This is a genomic window from Streptomyces sp. NPDC037421 (assembly GCF_055602105.1).
Genome location: NZ_JBVJWV010000005.1, coordinates 336677 through 355041 on the forward strand (window position 1 = coordinate 336677; position 18365 = coordinate 355041).

General features: G+C 72.3%; 18 protein-coding genes and 1 rRNA gene. 3 read left to right on the plus strand and 16 right to left on the minus strand.

Annotated features, from left to right (window positions below):
• Positions 1-133: 133 nt before the first annotated feature.
• The 7 genes from hemB to ACZ7IF_RS10915 form a co-directional block, all read right to left on the minus strand.
• A complete protein-coding gene (gene hemB / locus ACZ7IF_RS10885; RefSeq protein ID WP_470966654.1) occupies positions 134-1135 on the minus strand; it encodes a porphobilinogen synthase in 1002 nt (333 codons plus the stop codon).
• Between the two features lie 77 nt (positions 1136-1212).
• Positions 1213-1593: a hypothetical protein gene (locus ACZ7IF_RS10890; RefSeq protein ID WP_470966659.1), complete on the minus strand. Its 381-nt coding sequence runs from the start codon at positions 1591-1593 to the stop codon at positions 1213-1215.
• 144 nt (positions 1594-1737) lie between these two features.
• The gene (locus ACZ7IF_RS10895) at positions 1738-3423 is read right to left on the minus strand and encodes a bifunctional uroporphyrinogen-III C-methyltransferase/uroporphyrinogen-III synthase (RefSeq protein ID WP_470966664.1); all 1686 of its coding nucleotides are present in this window, start codon (positions 3421-3423) and stop codon (positions 1738-1740) included.
• Entirely contained in the window at positions 3420-4388 is a 969-nt protein-coding gene (hemC, locus tag ACZ7IF_RS10900; RefSeq protein WP_469115475.1) for a hydroxymethylbilane synthase, read from the minus strand. Before hemC ends, ACZ7IF_RS10895 begins: the two co-directional genes overlap by 4 nt.
• Positions 4385-6154 (minus strand): glutamyl-tRNA reductase, encoded by a 1770-nt coding sequence (locus ACZ7IF_RS10905; protein WP_470966669.1) that lies wholly within the window; start codon positions 6152-6154, stop codon positions 4385-4387. Before ACZ7IF_RS10905 ends, hemC begins: the two co-directional genes overlap by 4 nt.
• Positions 6151-6981, minus strand: coding sequence for a redox-sensing transcriptional repressor Rex (locus ACZ7IF_RS10910; protein WP_470966672.1), 831 nt, complete (start codon positions 6979-6981; stop codon positions 6151-6153). Before ACZ7IF_RS10910 ends, ACZ7IF_RS10905 begins: the two co-directional genes overlap by 4 nt.
• 273 nt (positions 6982-7254) lie before the next feature.
• Positions 7255-7533 carry a glutaredoxin family protein gene (locus ACZ7IF_RS10915; protein WP_125602560.1) on the minus strand — a complete coding sequence of 93 codons (279 nt, stop codon included), beginning with the start codon at positions 7531-7533 and terminating at the stop codon, positions 7255-7257.
• Positions 7534-7632: 99 nt separating this feature from the next.
• Here ACZ7IF_RS10915 and ACZ7IF_RS10920 point away from each other — a divergent pair, with 99 nt between their 5' ends.
• The 3 genes from ACZ7IF_RS10920 (at position 7633) to ACZ7IF_RS10930 (ending at position 11228) form a co-directional block, all read left to right on the plus strand.
• Complete coding sequence (locus ACZ7IF_RS10920) at positions 7633-8640, plus strand: HAD family hydrolase (RefSeq protein WP_470966679.1); 1008 nt, start codon at positions 7633-7635, stop codon at positions 8638-8640.
• 340 nt (positions 8641-8980) lie between these two features.
• Positions 8981-9784 carry an ECF subfamily RNA polymerase sigma factor, BldN family gene (locus ACZ7IF_RS10925; RefSeq protein WP_470966684.1) on the plus strand — a complete coding sequence of 268 codons (804 nt, stop codon included), beginning with the start codon at positions 8981-8983 and terminating at the stop codon, positions 9782-9784.
• Positions 9785-10019: 235 nt separating this feature from the next.
• Positions 10020-11228 carry a DUF5667 domain-containing protein gene (locus ACZ7IF_RS10930; protein WP_470966689.1) on the plus strand — a complete coding sequence of 403 codons (1209 nt, stop codon included), beginning with the start codon at positions 10020-10022 and terminating at the stop codon, positions 11226-11228.
• A gap of 71 nt (positions 11229-11299) precedes the next feature.
• Here ACZ7IF_RS10930 and ACZ7IF_RS10935 read toward each other — a convergent pair whose 3' ends face one another.
• From ACZ7IF_RS10935 to rrf, 9 genes are all read right to left on the minus strand, one after another.
• Complete coding sequence (locus ACZ7IF_RS10935) at positions 11300-12292, minus strand: lysophospholipid acyltransferase family protein (RefSeq protein WP_470966692.1); 993 nt, start codon at positions 12290-12292, stop codon at positions 11300-11302.
• Positions 12292-13353 (minus strand): NAD-dependent epimerase/dehydratase family protein, encoded by a 1062-nt coding sequence (locus tag ACZ7IF_RS10940; RefSeq protein WP_470966697.1) that lies wholly within the window; start codon positions 13351-13353, stop codon positions 12292-12294. Before ACZ7IF_RS10940 ends, ACZ7IF_RS10935 begins: the two co-directional genes overlap by 1 nt.
• 95 nt (positions 13354-13448) lie before the next feature.
• Positions 13449-13547, minus strand: coding sequence for a 30S ribosomal protein bS22 (locus tag ACZ7IF_RS10945; RefSeq protein WP_003948845.1), 99 nt, complete (start codon positions 13545-13547; stop codon positions 13449-13451).
• Between the two features lie 144 nt (positions 13548-13691).
• Complete coding sequence (locus ACZ7IF_RS10950) at positions 13692-13901, minus strand: helix-turn-helix domain-containing protein (RefSeq protein ID WP_042803574.1); 210 nt, start codon at positions 13899-13901, stop codon at positions 13692-13694.
• A gap of 115 nt (positions 13902-14016) precedes the next feature.
• Entirely contained in the window at positions 14017-14847 is an 831-nt protein-coding gene (locus ACZ7IF_RS10955) for a phosphatase (RefSeq protein ID WP_470966703.1), read from the minus strand.
• Between the two features lie 91 nt (positions 14848-14938).
• Complete coding sequence (locus ACZ7IF_RS10960) at positions 14939-16087, minus strand: acetoin utilization protein AcuC (protein ID WP_470966812.1); 1149 nt, start codon at positions 16085-16087, stop codon at positions 14939-14941.
• Positions 16059-17282 carry an MFS transporter gene (locus ACZ7IF_RS10965; RefSeq protein ID WP_470966708.1) on the minus strand — a complete coding sequence of 408 codons (1224 nt, stop codon included), beginning with the start codon at positions 17280-17282 and terminating at the stop codon, positions 16059-16061. Before ACZ7IF_RS10965 ends, ACZ7IF_RS10960 begins: the two co-directional genes overlap by 29 nt.
• A 43-nt stretch (positions 17283-17325) precedes the next feature.
• Complete coding sequence (locus tag ACZ7IF_RS10970; RefSeq protein WP_470966712.1) at positions 17326-17979, minus strand: HAD family hydrolase; 654 nt, start codon at positions 17977-17979, stop codon at positions 17326-17328.
• 131 nt (positions 17980-18110) lie between these two features.
• Positions 18111-18227 (minus strand): 5S ribosomal RNA (gene rrf, locus ACZ7IF_RS10975).
• Between the last annotated feature and the right edge of the window lie 138 nt (positions 18228-18365).

Below are 18365 nucleotides of genomic sequence, written 5' to 3' on the forward strand. Positions count from 1 at the left end.
GCGGGGGAGAACCCGGCCGCGAAGGGGGGGGAACGGGGGGGGGGGGGGGGAGGGGGGCGGGGGGGGGGGGGTTTGGGGGGGGGGGGGGGGGGGTCTCCCCCCCCCCCCCCCCCCCCCCCCCACCCGCTGCGGCTCAGCGCTCGGCGCGCAGCCAGCCCGCGACCTCGGTCGCCCAGTACGTCAGGATCGTGTCCGCGCCCGCCCGCTTGATGCCGAGCAGCGTCTCCATGATCGCCCGGTCGCGCTCGATCCAGCCCTTCTCCGCGGCCGCCTCGACCATCGCGTACTCACCGCTGATCTGGTACGCCGCCACCGGCACGTCCACGGCCTCCGCGACCCGGTGCAGGATGTCCAGGTAGGGGCCGGCCGGCTTCACCATGACCATGTCGGCACCCTCCTCCAGGTCCAGCGCCAGCTCCCGCAGCGACTCGCGGGCGTTCGCCGGGTCCTGCTGGTACGTCTTGCGGTCGCCCTGGAGGGAGGAGGCGACGGCCTCACGGAAGGGACCGTAGAAGGCGGAGGAGTACTTCGCCGTGTAGGCGAGGACCGCGACGTCCTCGTGGCCCGTCTCGTCCAGCGCGTCGCGGATCACGCCGACCTGGCCGTCCATCATCCCGCTCGGACCCACCACGTGGACGCCCGCGTCGGCCTGGACCTGCGCCATCTCCGCGTACCGCTCCAGCGTCGCGTCGTTGTCGACGCGGCCGTGCTCGTCGAGGACCCCGCAGTGGCCGTGGTCGGTGTACTCGTCCAGGCACAGGTCCGACATGATCACCAGGTCGTCGCCGACCTCCGCCTTCACGTCGCGGATCGCGACCTGGAGGATGCCGTCCGGCTCCGTGCCCGCCGTGCCCAGCGCGTCCTTGTTCTCGTCCGCCGGAACACCGAAGAGCATGATCCCCGCGACCCCCGCCTCGACCGCCTCCACGGCGGCCTTCCGCAGCGTGTCCCGGGAGTGCTGCACCACGCCCGGCATCGCCGAGATCGGGAGCGGATCGCTGATGCCCTCCCGGACGAACGCCGGCAGGATCAGGTCCGAGGGGTGCAGCCGGTACTCCGCGACCATCCGCCGCATCGCCGGGGTGGTGCGCAGCCGACGGGGCCGCGAACCGGGGAAAGAACCGTACGCGCTCATCTTCTAGTCGCCTCTTCGAGCATCGACAGCAGTCACCACCCAGCGTAGAGCCCGCCCCCGGCCCGCCCGCGCAGGGCCTACGCCGGCCAGTCCACCAGCCCGTAGAAGACGGCCGCGTTGAACAGGACCAAGCCCGGTGCGACCAGCGCGAGCACCACGCGCCGGGCGGAGTTGCGGCGCTGCCACGGCAGCAGCCAGGACGCCAGGAGGGTGATCAGCACCACCACCAGCCCGCCCAGGAACACCGGCCAGGCGACGTCGAAGCTGGCTTCGAAGACGTCGGAGGCCTCCTCGTTGCAGGAGTCGCAGGCCATCGGCGACAGCCCCGCGGAGAACAGGGACAGCAGGCCCATGGGCACCGTCAGCAGCGTGGAGAGCAGCGGCGCCACGAAGGCCCGCCGGTCGGTGGCGTCTTCGGCGGCGTGGGCGGCGTGGGCGGCGGCGAGGTTCTCGTTCATGCCCCCACTGAACCGCGCGCCGGGCCCCCCGGGCATCCGCGCGGCTACTCAACCCGCTACTCAGCCCCGCATGGTCACCGGCCCCGGGGAACGCCGAAGGGGCCCGGGGCGTACACCGCACCCGGGCCCCTCCGACCACTAACCTCACGTCGCGCGACGCCGACGCGCGCCCGGACGGCGCTCGCTCGGGCGGGCCACCGTCTCGCCGGCCGCCTTGGCCGCCTCACGGCGCGCCTCCCCGTACGCCGCCAGCGCCTCCGCCAGCTTGCCCACGCTCGGCTCCGGCGACAGCACGTCCACGCGCAGCCCGTGCTCCTCCGCCGTCTTGGCCGTCGCCGGCCCGATACAGGCGATCACGGTCACGTTGTGCGGCTTGCCGGCGATGCCGACCAGGTTGCGCACGGTGCTCGACGACGTGAAGAGAACGGCGTCGAAACCGCCGCCCTTGATCGCCTCACGGGTGTCCGCCGGCGGCGGCGACGCCCGCACGGTCCGGTAGGCCGTGACGTCGTCGACCTCCCAGCCCAGCTCTATCAGCCCGGCCACCAGCGTCTCCGTGGCGATGTCGGCGCGCGGCAGGAAGACGCGGTCGATCGGGTCGAAGACCGGGTCGTACGGCGGCCAGTCCTCCAGCAGCCCCGCCGCCGACTGCTCACCGCTCGGCACCAGGTCCGGCTTCACGCCGAACTCCACCAGCGCGGCCGCGGTCTGCTCGCCCACCGCGGCGACCTTGATGCCCGCGAAGGCACGCGCGTCGAGCCCGTACTCCTCGAACTTCTCCCGCACCGCCTTGACGGCGTTCACCGACGTGAAGGCGATCCACTCGTAGCGGCCCGTCACCAGGCCCTTCACCGCCCGCTCCATCTGCTGCGGGGTGCGCGGCGGCTCCACGGCGATGGTCGGCACCTCGTGCGGCACCGCGCCGTACGAACGCAGCTGGTCGGAGAGCGAAGCGGCCTGCTCCTTCGTACGCGGTACGAGGACCCGCCAGCCGAACAGCGGCTTCGACTCGAACCAGGCCAGCTCCTCGCGCCGCGCCGCGGCACCCTGCTCACCGACCACGGCTATGACCGGCCGCGAGCCCTCGGGGGAGGGGAGCACCTTGCCCTGCTTGAACACCTGGGCGATCGTGCCCAGGGTCGCGCTCCAGGTCCGCTGCCGGGTCGTCGTACCGCCCACGGTCACCGTCAGCGGGGTCTCCGGCTTGCGGCCCGCCGACACCAGCTCGGCGGCCGCGCTCGCGACCGTCTCCAGCGTCGCCGAGACCACGACACCGCAGTCGCTCGCGCCGACCTCGCTCCAGCAGCGCGCCGAGGCGTGCCGGGCGTCCACGAAGCGCACGTCCGCGCCCTGCTCGCCGCGCAGCGGCACACCCGCGTACGCGGGCACGCCGACGGCGGTCGCCACACCGGGCACCACCTCGAAGGGGATCCCCTGGTGGGCGCAGGCGAGCATCTCCTCGGCCGCGTTCCCCTCCAGCCCGGGGTCGCCCGTCACCGCACGGACGACCCGCCTGCCGGAGCGCGCGGCCTCCATGACAAGATTGGCAACGTCCGCGGCGGTCGACGGAGTACGGATCGCCGGGACACCGGCGGCGGCTGACACTTCGTCAGCGATCGTCAGCTGCGGCGTGTCGACACCCGCGCGCGCATGGGTCCGTACGACCTCTAGCACCTCGGGCTCCGCGATCAGTACGTCCGCGGCGGCGAGCGCCTCCACGGCGCGCAGCGTCAGCAGACCCGGGTCGCCCGGACCCGCACCGAGGAAGGTGACGAGCCCGGGGGCGGCTACGCCCGCGAAGGGGGAGGTGGTGGGGCTTGAGGGGTTCAAAGGGATCGCTCCCCCATCAGACCGGCCGCGCCCTTGGCCAGCATCTCGTCCGCGAGTTCGCGGCCGAGCGCCATGGCCTCGTCGTACGACTGGGGCACGGGACCGGTGGTGGACAGCTGCACCAGCGTCGAACCGTCGAGGGTCCCGACGACACCACGCAGGCGCATTTCATTGACAATCTGCCCGTCGGCCAGAAGGTCGGCGAGCGCGCCCACGGGTGCGCTGCACCCGGCCTCCAGGGCGGCGAGGAGCGCACGCTCCGCGGTCACGGCGGCCCGCGTGTGCGGGTCGTCGAGCCGGCCGAGCGCGGAGATGAGGTCCGCGTCGGAGGCGAGGCACTCCACGGCCAGGGCACCCTGGCCGGGGGCGGGCAGGACGTTGTCGACCGACAGCAGGTCGGTCGCCTCGTCGGCGCGGCCGATCCGGTTCAGGCCGGCCGCGGCCAGCACGACCGCGTCGAGCTCGCCGGCGCGCACGAAGCCGATCCGGGTGTCGACGTTGCCGCGGATCGCGACGGTCTCGATGGACTTGCCCAGGCTGCGGGCGTACGCGTTCAGCTGCGCCATGCGGCGCGGCGAACCGGTACCCACGCGGGCCCCGTCGGGCAGCTGCTCGAAGGTCAGGCCGTCGCGGGCCACCAGCGCGTCGCGCGGGTCCTCGCGCTCCGGCATGGCCGCGATGACCAGCTCGTCGGGCTGCGCCGTCGGCAGGTCCTTCAGCGAGTGCACGGCGAAGTCGACCTCGCCGCGCACGAGCGCGTCGCGCAGCGCCGTGACGAACACGCCGGTGCCGCCGATCTGCGCGAGGTTCTCGCGGGACACGTCACCGTAGGTCGTGATCTCCACGAGCTCGACGGGCCGGCCGGTGATCGCCCGGACCGCCTCGGCGACGTGCCCGGACTGGGACATGGCCAGCTTGCTGCGCCGCGTGCCGAGCCTGAGGGGCTGGTCGGGACGTGTGTTCATGATGCCCGTCCTGGGTCGTCGTTCATCGGATCGGCCGCGTCCGCCCGGCTGACGGAAGCCACCGTCTGAGGGTCGAGGTCGAAGAGTTCGCGCAGCGCCTCCGCGTACCCGGCGCCGCCGGGCTCGCTCGCGAGCTGCTTGACGCGCACGGTCGGCGCGTGGAGGAGCTTGTCGACGACGCGGCGCACGGTCTGGGTGACCTCCGCGCGCTGCCGCTCGTCGAGATCGGGTACCCGCCCGTCGAGCCGTGCCACCTCCATGGCGACGACCTCGGCGGCCATCGCCCGCAGGGCGACGACGGTGGGCGTGATGTGCGCGGCCCGCTGCGCGGCACCGAAGGCGGCCACTTCCCCGGCCACTATCCCGCGCACGGCGTCGACGTCGGCAGCCATGGGCGCGTCGGCGGAGGCCTCGGCGAGGCTCTCGATGTCGACGAGCCGCACGCCCGGGATGCGGTGCACGGCGGCGTCGATGTCCCGGGGCATGGCCAGGTCCAGCAGCGCCAGCCGTACGGGAACGGCCCCGTCGGCCAGGCTCCGCGCCGCCCGCCTCGGCTGCCGCTGCGCGGCGGCCTCACCCTGATCGGCCCAGGCCCCGTGCAGTTCGAGCGACCCGGCGTCGACCCCGGCGAGCGCGGACCGGCCGTCGCCCGTCGGCGCGAACTGCTCGTCACCGGCCGACGCGTCCGGCCCGACGGGACACCCGTCGGCCGCGACGGCGGCAGGCGCCGTGATGGTCCGGGCGGCCCCGGCGTCGGCGATCCGCCGCCCACCCCGCGCGACCGCGGCGAGCCGCGCCACGATCTCGGCGTCGACCACCCCGGCCGGCGGCGTCCCGGGAGTCGGGGCCGCGGCCTCGGCACCAGCCGGGGCGAGGCCCTCCCCCGGCCCGGAGGCCTGGGGCGCGGCCCCGGCCGCGTCCGGGCCCGCAGGGCCCGCCACCGCCGCCGCGACGTCGTCCCCGGTCAGCACCAGCCCGGTGGCCCCGGTACAGGACACGACCACGTCGACCCGCGCCAGCTCACCGGCCACGGCCGACATCGGCACGGCCCGCGCCGCAACACCAGTGCCCGAGGCAACCAAAATCTCCGCAAGACGCTCCGCCCGCTCCGCGGTCCGGTTCGCCACGACCACCTCGGCGACACCCACCCGCGCCAGCGTCGCCGCCGCCAGCGAGGACATCGACCCGGCACCGATCACCAGCGCGCGCTTCCCGGCGGCCCACTCCCCCACCGGCAGGTGCACCGCGAGCTGCTCCAGCCCGAAGGTCACCAGCGACTGCCCGGCCCGGTCGATCCCGGTCTCCGAGTGCGCCCGCTTGCCGACGCGCAGCGCCTGCTGGAAGAGGTCGTTGATCAGCCGGCCCGCCGTGTGGAGCTCCTGCCCCAGCGCCAGCGCGTCCTTGATCTGGCCGAGGATCTGCCCCTCGCCCACGACCATCGAGTCCAGCCCGCACGCCACCGAGAACAGGTGGTGCACCGCCCGGTCCTCGTAGTGCACGTACAGGTAGGGGGTGAGCTCCTCCAGCGCGACCCCGCTGTGCTGGGCCAGCAGCGTGGACAGCTCGGCGACACCGGCGTGGAACTTCTCCACGTCGGCGTAGAGCTCGATCCGGTTGCACGTGGCCAGCACGGTCGCCTCGGCCGCCGGCTCGGCGGCCAGGGTGTCGTGCAGCAGCTTGACCTTGGCGTCGGCGGACAGCGAGGCCCGCTCCAGCACGCTCACCGGCGCGCTGCGGTGGCTCAGGCCTACGACGAGCAGACTCATGCCGGCATCACCGCCGGCACGTCACCCTCGGGGCCGCCCTTGCGCGCGGCCGCGGCGGCCCGCCCGGCCGGCGGCTCGACGGCGGCGACGGGCGCGGCGCCCGCGGCGGCGTCCCCGCCCGGCCCGGTCTCGGCGTCGGCGTCCGCGTCCGCGCCGCCGGCGCCCTCGCCGGCCTTGCGCTGCTCGTGGAACGCCAGGATCTGGAGCTCGATGGACAGGTCGACCTTGCGCACGTCCACGCCCTCGGGCACGGACAGCACGGTCGGCGCGAAGTTCAGGATGGAGGTCACGCCGGCGGCGATCAGCCGCTCGCTGACCTGCTGGGCCGCGCCCGCGGGCGTGGCGATGACGCCGATCGAGACGCCGTTCTCCTCGATGATCTTCTCCAGATCATCGGTGTGCTGCACGGGCATGCCGGCCACCGGCTTGCCGGCCATGGCCGGGTCGGCGTCGATCAGCGCGGCCACGCGGAACCCGCGCGACGCGAAACCGCCGTAGTTGGCCAGGGCGGCGCCGAGGTTGCCGATGCCGACGATGACGACCGGCCAGTCCTGGGTCAGGCCGAGTTCGCGCGAGATCTGGTAGACGAGGTACTCGACGTCGTAGCCGACGCCGCGCGTGCCGTAGGAACCGAGGTACGAGAAGTCCTTGCGCAGCTTCGCGGAGTTGACTCCGGCGGCGGCCGCGAGCTCCTCGGAGGACACCGTGGGCACCGATCGCTCGGAGAGCGCGGTGAGTGCGCGCAAGTACAGCGGAAGCCGGGCGACAGTGGCCTCGGGAATACCTCGGCTGCGGGTCGCCGGTCGGTGAGTTCGGCCAGTTGCCACGATGCTCCTGCGGGATGAGCGGGGCTGCAGGCGGCCTCTTGTCCCAGGACCGCCCCGTCGAATGCAGGCTATGTCTTTGTGAACGCGTGCACAAAGATTGTGTCCGCTTTGTCCGAGCAAAGTGACCGGGGTCACGCGGGCTGGGCAGATGGGGCCCGGGCCGGGAACGGGCCGAACCCGTTCAAATCCCGAGGGGGGCAAAACGGTACACACTCCTCATCGATACGCCCCCGAGTCCCCATAAATCGCCCATGATGGTAACGGGCGAAACGGTCAGGCTCCCAATGCCCGCCGCAGCCGGTCAGGGTTCACCCTCCAGAAGGTGTGCTGTTCACCGTCCACCAGCACCACCGGGATCTGCTCCCAGTGCAGCCGGTAGAGCTCCTCGTCCTGCGAGATGTCCTTCTTCTCCCACTGTGCACCCGTCTCGGCGCAGACTTTCTCGATCACTTCCTGGGCGTCATCGCAGAGATGGCACCCCGGCTTCCCGATGAGCGTCACCATCCGCTCTCCGGGACGCTTCTTCTCCTTACGGCGCAGCAAAGGACTCATGACGTCATTGTCCCGCGCCGGACCGGGGTGCCCGAAGAGTTAACCGCTCCGTTTCCCGGCGGTTCGGGAACTCCCGAACACAATGGCTATGCTCGCGTCATGGCCGCTCTGGGATGGCTCACCCCCCGTAGGCGCTCCGCGACGGCGCGGAGCGTGCTGGCAGGCGAGGCCTCGGCCGAAGCCGCCCGCAAGACCGCACAGGCCGGTGCCCCACACGCCCCCGAGGCGGCCGGCGCACCGGAAACCGTGCCTGCGCCCGCACCCGGGGACGCCCTCGGCACCGAAGCCGGGACCGCGGAGGCCGAAGCCGCCGAGCCGGAGTTCCCGGTCCACGGCGACGACCTCGCCGCCGCCTTCTTCGACCTCGACAACACCGTCATGCAGGGCGCCGCGATCTTCCACTTCGGCCGCGGCCTCTACAAGCGCGAGTTCTTCCGCCGCCGCGAACTGGCCCGCTTCGCCTGGCAGCAGGCCTGGTTCCGGCTCGCCGGGGTCGAGGACCCCGAGCACATGCAGGACGCGCGCGACAGCGCCCTGTCCATCGTCAAGGGCCACAAGGTCTCCGAACTGATGGCCATCGGCGAGGAGATCTACGACGAGTACATGGCGGAGCGGATCTGGCCGGGCACCCGCGCCCTGGCGCAGGCACACCTCGACGCCGGCCAGAAGGTGTGGCTGGTCACCGCGGCCCCCGTCGAGACCGCCACGATCATCGCCCGCCGCCTCGGCCTGACCGGTGCCCTGGGCACCGTCGCCGAGTCCGTGGACGGCGTCTACACCGGGCGCCTGGTCGGCGAGCCGCTGCACGGCCCCGCGAAGGCGGAGGCGGTGCGCGCGCTGGCCGCCGCCGAGGACCTCGACCTCGAACGCTGCGCCGCGTACAGCGATTCGCACAACGACATCCCGATGCTGTCCCTGGTCGGACATCCGTACGCGATCAATCCCGACACAAAACTGCGCAAGCATGCCCGGGCCAACGACTGGCGGCTGCGCGACTATCGGACCGGCCGCAAGGCCGTGAAGGTCGGCGTCCCCGCCGCCGCCGGAGTCGGCGCGATCGCGGGCGGCGCGGCCGCCGCCATCGCCCTGCACCGGCGCCGCAAGTAGCAACGCCGGGCCCCCGCCCGCCCACGGGCCGCCCGGCAGGCATTCGCTCCCCTCTACCCGCGCCGTCGGCGCGGCACTCCGGCCTGCCCGACTCGGTCGCGAGCCACCGTGGAAGCGTCCATTCCGCGCATCCAAGCGATCAGGAATCGATCACCAACCGGGCCTGAATATGCCCTGGACACGCAACAGAAGTGTCGGAACCGGTGATTTAGGCAACTGGGTGTAGCGCTGCCTGTACGAAGCGTTATTCTCCTCAAACGCATGCCACCGCCCATCCGTCCCCACGACGGGTGAACGGTCCCGCACTGCACGTGATGGAAGCTCTGCCTCTGGGAGTCCCGTGTACCCACCTGTCGGGGTTGACGCCTCGGGCCTGGCTACGCTGCGCGCGACGGTCCTCGACCACCTGCGCGGCTTCGTCCCCACCGCGTACGCCGTCCCCGCCTTCGCCGCCGCGGTCCCTGCCGGCCTCGGCCCGGCCGGCCCCTGCTACGCCCTGACGGACGGCGGGGCGACCGTGGGCAGACGCGGTCGCGCGGGCTCCGCCGCCGGCGGCACCAGCACGCCCACCGCCCGCCGCCCCACGGCGGACAGCGACCAGGCCCGCATGATGGACCTGGTCGAACGCGCCCAGGCCGGCGAGGCCGAGGCCTTCGGCCGCCTCTACGACCAGTACAGCGACACGGTGTACCGCTACATCTACTACCGCGTCGGCGGCAAGGCGACCGCGGAGGATCTCACCAGCGAGACCTTCCTGCGCGCGCTGCGCCGCATCTCCACCTTCACCTGGCAGGGCCGCGACTTCGGCGCCTGGCTGGTGACCATCGCGCGGAACCTGGTGGCGGACCACTTCAAGTCCAGCCGCTTCCGCCTGGAGGTCACCACCGGCGAGATGCTCGACGCCAACGAGGTGGAGCGCAGCCCCGAGGACTCCGTCCTGGAGTCCCTCTCCAACGCGGCCCTGCTCGAAGCCGTACGGAAACTGAACCCCCAGCAGCAGGAGTGCGTCACCTTGCGCTTCCTCCAGGGCCTCTCGGTCGCCGAGACCGCCCGGGTGATGGGCAAGAACGAAGGGGCCATCAAGACGCTCCAGTACCGGGCGGTCCGCACCCTGGCCCGCCTGCTGCCGGACGATGCCCGCTGACCCGCTCCCGCATACGACTACACGACCTCACACCCGGTGACCCCTCGATGACGCTGTGGTCCGATCATCCTTCGTCCGTAACCCAAGTGCCGCGCCGCTCGTTGTGCGGGATGCAGGCTCCCTGTGGACAAGCCCTGCCCGAAGCCGCTCACCCGAAAGTGTGGATGTGCTCAAGGAAGGCAACCTTCCGGACACCTGGGGGAGTCGATCGTCATGACGAGAGGAGGTGCCGCCAGTGATCGCGAACGTGACTCCGCACCGGCGGGCGAACGCCTTCGCCCAGGCCCTGGAGGATCGGACCCCGTCCGCTCTTTCGGAACCGGACCCGGCGGCCGAGCAGTCCGAGGCACCTGCCGAATCCGCCGACCACGACCGGTTGTTGGCCCTGGCGAGCGTGCTCGGCGAAATGCCGCGCCCGGTGCTGGACCCCGAGGTCAAAGTGGTGCAACGAGCACAGCTCGTCGCCGCCATGGAGGCCATGGTGATGGAGGAGAGGGCCGGGGGCGGTGCCGCCGCGGACCCTCTGGTGCCCGAGCAGCGGACCGGCCGCGGCGCCCACCGGGCGACCTCGCTCCGGAAATTGCGGCCCCGCTCCCGCTGGTCCAAGGGCATCGCAGCGGGGGGCCTCACCGTGGGTGTGGCCGCAGGGGCCTTCAGCGGAGTGGCCGCTGCCAGCACCGACGCCCTGCCCGGTGATCCCCTCTACCCGGTCAAGCTGGGCATGGAGGACCTGAAGCTGGGCATGGCCGACGAGGGCGCGGACCGGGGCGAGGTCTACCTCGACCGGGCCTCGAACCGCCTGTCGGAAGCGCGTCGGCTGATGGAACGCGGCCGTTCCGGACCCCTGGACCACGAGGTCCTGGGCGAGATCCGGCGGGCGCTGGCAGGCATGCAGCACGACGCGGCGGAGGGCCACCGGCTCCTCCAGGCGGCCTACAAGCGGGACGGCTCGCTCGGCCCGATCCAGACGCTGTCCTCGTTCTCCAACTCCCACCGCGACGCGTGGGGCCGGCTCCGGTCCAACCTGCCGCCGCAGCTGACGGACGTGGGCGACCAGGTGACCTCGGTCTTCCAGGCCATAGACGATGAGGTGGCCCCGCTCCAGGGCCTGCTGCCCAAGCGCCCGGAGCAGCAGCGCGGCGGCCCCGGCGGCACCCCCGCCAAGCCGAGCACTCCCGCGACGGGCAAGCAGCAGCCCGCACCGGCACCGGACGCCCCGGCGGCGGCGCAGACCCCGGCCGCCCCCAGCCCCTCCGGGAGCCACGCACCGGCCCCCGGCAGCGGCCTCCTGGGCGGCACGGGCAACCTGCTCAACCCGCCGGCGCACGGCCAGTCCGCGCCCCCCTCGGCACCCCCGGCACAACCCCAGCCGGACATCACCCTCCCGCCCCTCCTCCCGGGCCTCCTCCCGGGCCTGGGCATCCAGGCGGAGGACGCCGAGTAACAACGCGGAGCGCCCGGCGGGCTGGTCGTCCAGCCCGCCGGGCGCTCCGGCACGGGGTCCGGGGTCAGGGGTCAGAAGAAGACGGACCGCCGCTGCACCAGCAGCTTGTACAGCGCGTGCTGGATCTGCTCCCGGACCTGGTCCGTCAGGTTGAACATCAGCATCGGATCCTCGGCGGCCTCCGGCGCGTACCCGTCCGTCGGGATCGGCTCACCGAACTGGATCGTCCACTTCGTCGGCAGCGGCACCGCCCCCAACGGCCCCAGCCAAGGGAACGTCGGCGTCACCGGGAAGTACGGCAGCCCCAGCAATCGCGCCAGCGTCTTCGCGTTGCCGATCATCGGGTAGATCTCCTCCGCCCCCACGATCGAGCACGGCACGATCGGCGTGCCCGCCCGCAGCGCCGTCGAGACGAACCCGCCCCGACCGAACCGCTGGAGCTTGTACCGGTCGCCGAACGGCTTCCCTATGCCCTTGAAGCCCTCCGGCATCACCCCGACCAGTTCCCCGGCCTCCAGCAGCCGCTGCGCGTCCTCCGCGCACGCCAGCGTGTGCCCGGCCTTCCGCGCGAGCTCGTTCACCACCGGCAGCATGAACACCAGGTCCGCCGCCAGCAGGCGCAGGTGCCGCTGCGCCGGGTGGTGGTCGTGGACGGCCACCTGGAGCATCAGCCCGTCCAGCGGGAGCGTCCCCGAGTGGTTCGCCACGATCAGCGCGCCGCCCTCCTTCGGGATGTTCTCGACGCCCTTGACCTCAACCCGGAAGTACTTCTCGAACAGCGGCCGCATCAAGGACATCAGGACCTGGTCCGTCAGCTCCTTGTCGTAGCCGAACTCGTCGACCTCGTACTCACCGGTGATCCGCCGCCGCAGGAACGCCAGCCCGCCCGCGATCCGCCGGTCCCAGCCGCCCTCGCCACCGCCCCGCACCGGCGCGGCCGCCGGCTCCGCCGGGACCTCCACGGCCGGCTCCGGCCGGTCCGGGACCGCCCGGACCTTACGGGCCGCGCCGGCCCGCCGGCGCGGCCGGTCCTCGCCGAACGGGATGACCTTGGCGTCGGCCACTATCGCTCCACTCCCTCGTCAACCTCGGCAACGTCCAACAGCTCCGCGACCCGCCCCACGGCCCGCGCCACCCGCTCCGGCGGCAGCAGCCCGCTCCCCCGGCTCCGCGCGAAGTCCGCGAAGGTCTCGGCGGTCGTGTACATCGGCCGGAAGCCCAGCGTCTCCCGCATCTGCGTGGTCTCCACGACCCGCCCGTGCGTCAGCAGCCGGATCTGCTCCGGCGAGAAGTCCGTCGCCCCCACCGCCCGCAGCGCCTGCCCCACCCACGTCACCGCCGGCAGCAGGAACGGCACCGTCGGCCGGCCCAGCCGCCGCGCGCACTGCGACAGCAGCAGCACCCCGTCACCCGCGATGTTGAAGGTCCCGCTGTTCAGCGTGCCCCGCTCCGGCTCCCCCGCCGCCAGCCTCAGCACGTCCACCACGTCGTCCTCGTGGACGAACTGCAGCCTCGGGTCGTACCCCAGCACCGTCGGCATCACCGGCATCGAGAAGTACTCCGCCAGCGCGGAGTCCGCGAACGGCCCCAGGATGTTCGCGAAGCGCAGCACGCACACCGCCACGTCCGGCCGACGGCGCGCGAAGCCGCGTACGTATCCCTCGACCTCGGCGGCGTCCTTCGCGAAACCGCCCGCCGGCAGCACCTTCGGCTGCGTGGTCTCCGTGAAAACGGCCGGGTCCCGCGCCGTGCCCCCGTACACGCTGGTGCTCGACTTCACCACGAGCCGCCGTACCGTCGGGGACTTCTGGCAGGCCCCCAGCAGCTGCATGGTCCCGATGACGTTCGTTTCCTTGACGGTGCTGCGCCCGCCCGGCGCCCCCGCGGCGGCGCCGCCGGTGACCGCGAGATGGACCACCGTGTCCACGGCGTGCTCGGCGAGCACCCGGGCGATGGCCGACTGTCTGATGTCCGTCCGCACGAACTCGGCCGAGCCGAGCCGGTGCGGCGGGCTCACCGCGTCGACCGCGATGACCCGTTCCACCTCCGGGTCGCGCTGGATGCGGCGCACGAAGCGGCCCCCCAGCTGCCGGGCTGCCCCGGTGACGAGCACGACCTTCCCCACGAGCTCAGCGCCTCCCTCGAAGAAGTACCCCGGCTGCACCGCAGCCCCTCCACCAGGATGGTGGAGGGGCTGCGGAGAACACGTACAGCTGCCGTTTACTTCTTGTTACGGCGCTGGACGCGGGTGCGCTTGAGCAGCTTGCGGTGCTTCTTCTTGGCCATCCGCTTGCGCCGCTTCTTGATAACAGAGCCCACGACTACCCTCGCTCACTTCTCTTCACTGGTGCGGGGCGTCTGGGCCCACACGACCTACGTCGGCCTAGCCTACCCGCCCAAGCTCGGAGCTTGTAATCCGAGCCCTCCGCAGGAGTTACCAAGCCTCGGCATGCGGCCCGGATCTCAGGCCGACTCCACCCCCACGAAGGACTCCTGGAGGTACTCGTGGACCGCGTTCTCGGGGACCCGGAAGGACCGGCCCACCCGGATCGCGGGCAGATGACGGTTGTGCACCAGCCGGTACACCGTCATCTTCGACACTCGCATCACCGAGGCGACCTCCGCCACGGTCAGGAACTGAACCTCACTGAGAGGCCTCTCGCCAGCAGCCATGACACCCACCTGACCTTCCGCGCATGACGGGCACCGGCTTCCCCTCCGGTTACTCCTCGTCGTCGCACGCTCACTCCCCAGAGTAGGGGCGGGTGATACGAGTGGGGAAGAGGAGCTACGGCCACTCCTGACGCCCCGACAGTCCGGCGCGATCCAGCACGCGCCGGATGAGCGGACCGTAGTAGTCCGAGCGCACCCCGTCATCAAGCGGAACGGTCACCGCCACCCGCCCCTCGGCCTCCCCGACGAACAGCGCCGGATCATCCGTATCGCCCAGCCCGATCGCCTCGACACCCAGCTGACCTGCACCGCAGACCCAGCCGTGGTCACCCACCACCAGTTCCGGCAGCGGCCCCCCGGCCGCCGCCAGCGCGCCCAGCGCGATCCGAACCGGCAGCGGCGAATGGGAGTGTGCGCCGGTGGCACTCCCGGCGCCCCGCGCGCCGGACTCCCGCACCAGCGCGACCCCCCGTACGTAATCGATCCGGTGCGGGCGTACGCCGAACCGGGTCGCCATGTCGACATGCACCCCCTGCGCCGGAGTGAGGACAACACATCCCGCCGCCGACAACGCCTGCGCCAAAGAGGCGTAGAAGGGCAGGAGCCGGTGCGGGTGCCCCGTCCCGAACAGCACGGGCGACCGCGCCCCCGCCGCCGCCCCCAGCCGCTCCGCGAAGGCGTCCAGGGCCACCACCGTCCGCTCCGGATCGATCACGTCCGGCCCCCTGACGTGCGCCGGGTCCGCCGAGACCCCGCACCTGGCCGCCATCAGCCCCAGCAGCTCACCCACGCCCCACCGCCGCTCCGGCACCAACCCCAGCAACACCCGAGGGTCCCCCGCAGCGAACAGCCGGTAACTGCGCAGGCTCTCCTCCCGCGTCGTGGCGACGGGCCCGGCCAACCGGGCGGCCAGCAGATGCGCACGCAACGCGCCGGTACTCAACACCCTCCGATGCTGCCGCACCGGATCTGCCGGTTCATCAATTCCACCGAACCGACCCACAGTTGGCGTAACCCCGCCAAGGGCCGCCCCCGCGTCACACCAGCATCCCGCGCAGCGGGAACACCGCCCTCCGCGTCGCCAGAACGGCCTGATCCGTACGGTCCGCCGGGTCGTAGCCGGAGTCCCAGTCCCGCCATTCCGGAGTCCGCCCGTCCGTCATCCGGGCCGGCCCGCCCTGCCGAGTCCGCGCGTACACCTCGTCCCGCCACGACTGCGGCACCATCGCCAGCGGATCCACCGGCCGGTGCGCCGCGATCCCCACCAGGTGCGTCCACGACCGCGGTACGACGTCCACCACCGCGTACCCGCCGCCGCCCAGCGCCAGCCACCGCCCGCCCGCGTACTCGTGCGCCAGCGCGTGACACGCCTCCTGCACCGCCCGCTGCGCGTCCAGCGACACCGCCAGGTGCGCGAGCGGGTCCTCGAAGTGCGTGTCCGCCCCGTGCTGCGTCACCAGCACCTGTGGCCGGAAGTCCGCCAGCAGCTCAGGCACCGTCGCGTGGAAGGCCCGCAGCCACCCCTCGTCCCCGGTCCCCGCCGCCAGCGCCACGTTCACCGCGCTCCCCTCCGCCGCCGGACCGCCCGTCTCCTCCGGCCAGCCCGTCTGCGGGAACAGCGTCCGCGGGTGCTCGTGCAGCGACACCGTCAGCACCCGGGGGTCGTCCCAGAACACCGCCTGCACCCCGTCCCCGTGGTGCACGTCCACGTCCACGTACGCGACCCGCTCCGCGCCCAGCTCCAGCAGCCGCGCGATCGCCACCGCCGCGTCGTTGTACACGCAGAACCCGGCCGCCCCGCCCGGCATCGCGTGGTGCAGCCCGCCCGCGAAGTTCACCGCGTGCTCGGCCTCGCCCCGCCAGAGCGCCTCCGCCGCCGCCACCGACTGCCCGGCGATCAGCGCGGACGCCTCGTGGATCCCGTGGAAGGCCGGATCGTCCATGGTCCCCAGCCCGTACGAACCGTCCGCCACCCCGGGATCCGCCGACACCTCCCGCACCGCGGCCACGTAGTCCTCCCGGTGGACCAGCCGCAGCGTCGAGTCCCCGGCCGCCGGAGCCGCCCGCACCTCCATCTCCCGGTCCAGCCCGAAGGCACGCACCAGGCCCATGGTTAGCGCCAGGCGCACCGGGTCCATCGGATGGCCCGGTCCGAAGTCATACCCCGTTACCGCCTCGTCCCACATCAACAGCCCGGTCACCGGCTCGCCGCTCATGCCCGACACCGTATCGGGCCCCGTCGACGCCGAAGGAACGGGCATAGAACAACGTCACCAACACCAGCACCATCGGCACCACCATCGCGCCCCGGTGGTTCCAGGCGTCCCCGATCCCGCCCACCAGCGGCGAACCGATCAGGAAACCCACGTAGTTGAAGATGTTCAGCCGCGCCACCGCCGTGTCGGAGGCACCGGGGAACAGCCGCCCGGCCGCCGCGAAGGTCTGCGGCACGATCACGCACAACCCGATCCCCAGCAGCGTGAAGCCCAGCATCCCCACCCAGGCCCCCGGCGCCACCGCCACCACCGCGAACCCGCCGGCCGCCACCACCGTCCCGGCCCGCACCACCGCCACCGCCCCGAACCGGCGCACCCCGAGGTCCCCGACGGCCCGACCGGCCAGCGTCGTCACCATGTACACGTTGTACGGGACCGTCGCCAGCTGCTCCGAACTCCCCAGCACGTCCTGGAGGTACTTGGCACTCCAGTTCGCCACCGTCGAATCCCCGATGTACGCGCACGCCATCACCAGGCACAACGGCAGCAGCAGCTTCCCCCCGCCCGCCGGCCACCCCTGCTCCTGCCCCGTGCCCCCGCCCTTCGCGTCCGCGTAGTACCGGCTCCCCGCCAGTGCCGCCGGCAGCAGGAGCACCACCGCGGGCAGATAGCCGGTGAACAGCGACAGGTGCCAGTGCGCCCCCGCCCAGGCCGCCGACGCCCCCAGGATCCCGCCGAGGCTGTACGAGGCGTGGAAGCCCAGCATGATGCTGCGCCCGTACGCCCGCTGGAGGCTCACCCCGAGCATGTTCATCGAGGCGTCCAGCGCACCCACCGCCAGCCCGAACACCCCCAGGGCCACCGCCACCTGCCACATCCCGCTGCCGGCCCCCACCCCGAGCAGGGCCAGCAGGACGACGGGCTGCGCCCACCGCAGCACCACGCCGGGCGCGACGCGCTTCACCAGGTGCTCGGTGGCGACGCTGGAGATCCCGGCGAGGACCGGCACGGCGGCGAGGAAGGCGGGCAGCAGCCCGTCGGATATCCCGTACCGGTCCTGAATGGCCGGGATCCGCGTCACCAGCAGGGCGAAGGCGACACCCTGCACGAAGAAGCTCAACCCGAGCGCCCCGCGTCCGCGGCGAAGCCGTACGTCAACCGTCATGGCGGCACAGCGTAGGCCTCGTGACTACCGGTGGGTAGAGAGATCACACACCCAATCCGAGCAGGGCGGACAGCTCCTTCATCTCCCCGAAGCAGGCAGTGGCCCCGGCGAGCCTGTCGGCGGGCACCATGGAGGTGAAGCCGAGGACGTCCATCCCGGCGGCCCGGGCGGCCTCCACCCCGAGCGGGCTGTCCTCGACCACCACGCACCGCGAAGGGGGGACGCCCATCATGTCGGCGGCGTGCAGGAACAGGTCCGGAGCCGGCTTGCCCTTCCCGACCTCCTCCGCGCTGAAGATCCACTCCTCCTCGAACCACTCGTCCATCCCGGACGCCCGGTGCCCGACCCGGATCCGCTCGTGGCTGGAGGACGAGGCCACGCAGTAGGGCATGCCGATCGCGGACAGCTCCCCGAGCAGCTCGGCCACGCCGGGCACGGGCCGCAGTTCCCGCTCGAACGCGGCGAAGAGCCGCTCGTTCAGGACCCGCTCGAAGTCCGCCGGCAGCCGCTGCCCGGTCCGCTCCTGGACGAGGTCGTGCACCCGGTGCACGGCGGACCCCATGTAGTCCCGCAGGGAGTCCTCGTACGTGGTGGGGTGCCCGAGCTCCGTCAGGTACTCGGACAGGATCGTGTTGGCGACCGGCTCGCTGTCCACGAGGACGCCGTCGTTGTCGAAGATGACCAGCTCATAGCCCATCGGCCCACCATACGAGCAGTCACCTCAGGTTGACGGGAACCGCGTGCCGGTAAACGGCTGAACGCGCCCGAACGGGCCTTGAACGCAGAAAAGCCCCGCACCAGAAGGTGCGGGGCTTTCCCACAATGATTGTTCGGCGGCGTCCTACTCTCCCACAGGGTCCCCCCTGCAGTACCATCGGCGCTGAAAGGCTTAGCTTCCGGGTTCGGAATGTAACCGGGCGTTTCCCTAACGCTATGACCACCGAAACACTATGAAGTTGGAACTCAAGCCGGCAAGGCGAGTTCGTTACTTCAGAACTAACACAGTGGACGCGAGCAACTGAGGACAAGCCCTCGGCCTATTAGTACCAGTCAGCTCCACCCGTTACCGGGCTTCCACATCTG

What these genes read in the sequence shown, in the direction of transcription:
- hemB (WP_470966654.1), bottom strand. Translation starts at nt 1,135, where the DNA reads ATGAGCGCGTACGGTTCTTTCCCCGGTTCGCGGCCCCGTCGGCTGCGC.
- ACZ7IF_RS10890 (WP_470966659.1), bottom strand. Translation starts at nt 1,593, where the DNA reads ATGAACGAGAACCTCGCCGCCGCCCACGCCGCCCACGCCGCCGAAGAC.
- hemC (WP_469115475.1), bottom strand. Translation starts at nt 4,388, where the DNA reads ATGAACACACGTCCCGACCAGCCCCTCAGGCTCGGCACGCGGCGCAGC.
- ACZ7IF_RS10905 (WP_470966669.1), bottom strand. Translation starts at nt 6,154, where the DNA reads ATGAGTCTGCTCGTCGTAGGCCTGAGCCACCGCAGCGCGCCGGTGAGC.
- ACZ7IF_RS10915 (WP_125602560.1), bottom strand. Translation starts at nt 7,533, where the DNA reads ATGAGTCCTTTGCTGCGCCGTAAGGAGAAGAAGCGTCCCGGAGAGCGG.
- ACZ7IF_RS10920 (WP_470966679.1), top strand. Translation starts at nt 7,633, where the DNA reads ATGGCCGCTCTGGGATGGCTCACCCCCCGTAGGCGCTCCGCGACGGCG.
- ACZ7IF_RS10950 (WP_042803574.1), bottom strand. Translation starts at nt 13,901, where the DNA reads ATGGCTGCTGGCGAGAGGCCTCTCAGTGAGGTTCAGTTCCTGACCGTG.
- ACZ7IF_RS10960 (WP_470966812.1), bottom strand. Translation starts at nt 16,087, where the DNA reads ATGTGGGACGAGGCGGTAACGGGGTATGACTTCGGACCGGGCCATCCG.
- ACZ7IF_RS10965 (WP_470966708.1), bottom strand. Translation starts at nt 17,282, where the DNA reads ATGACGGTTGACGTACGGCTTCGCCGCGGACGCGGGGCGCTCGGGTTG.
- ACZ7IF_RS10970 (WP_470966712.1), bottom strand. Translation starts at nt 17,979, where the DNA reads ATGGGCTATGAGCTGGTCATCTTCGACAACGACGGCGTCCTCGTGGAC.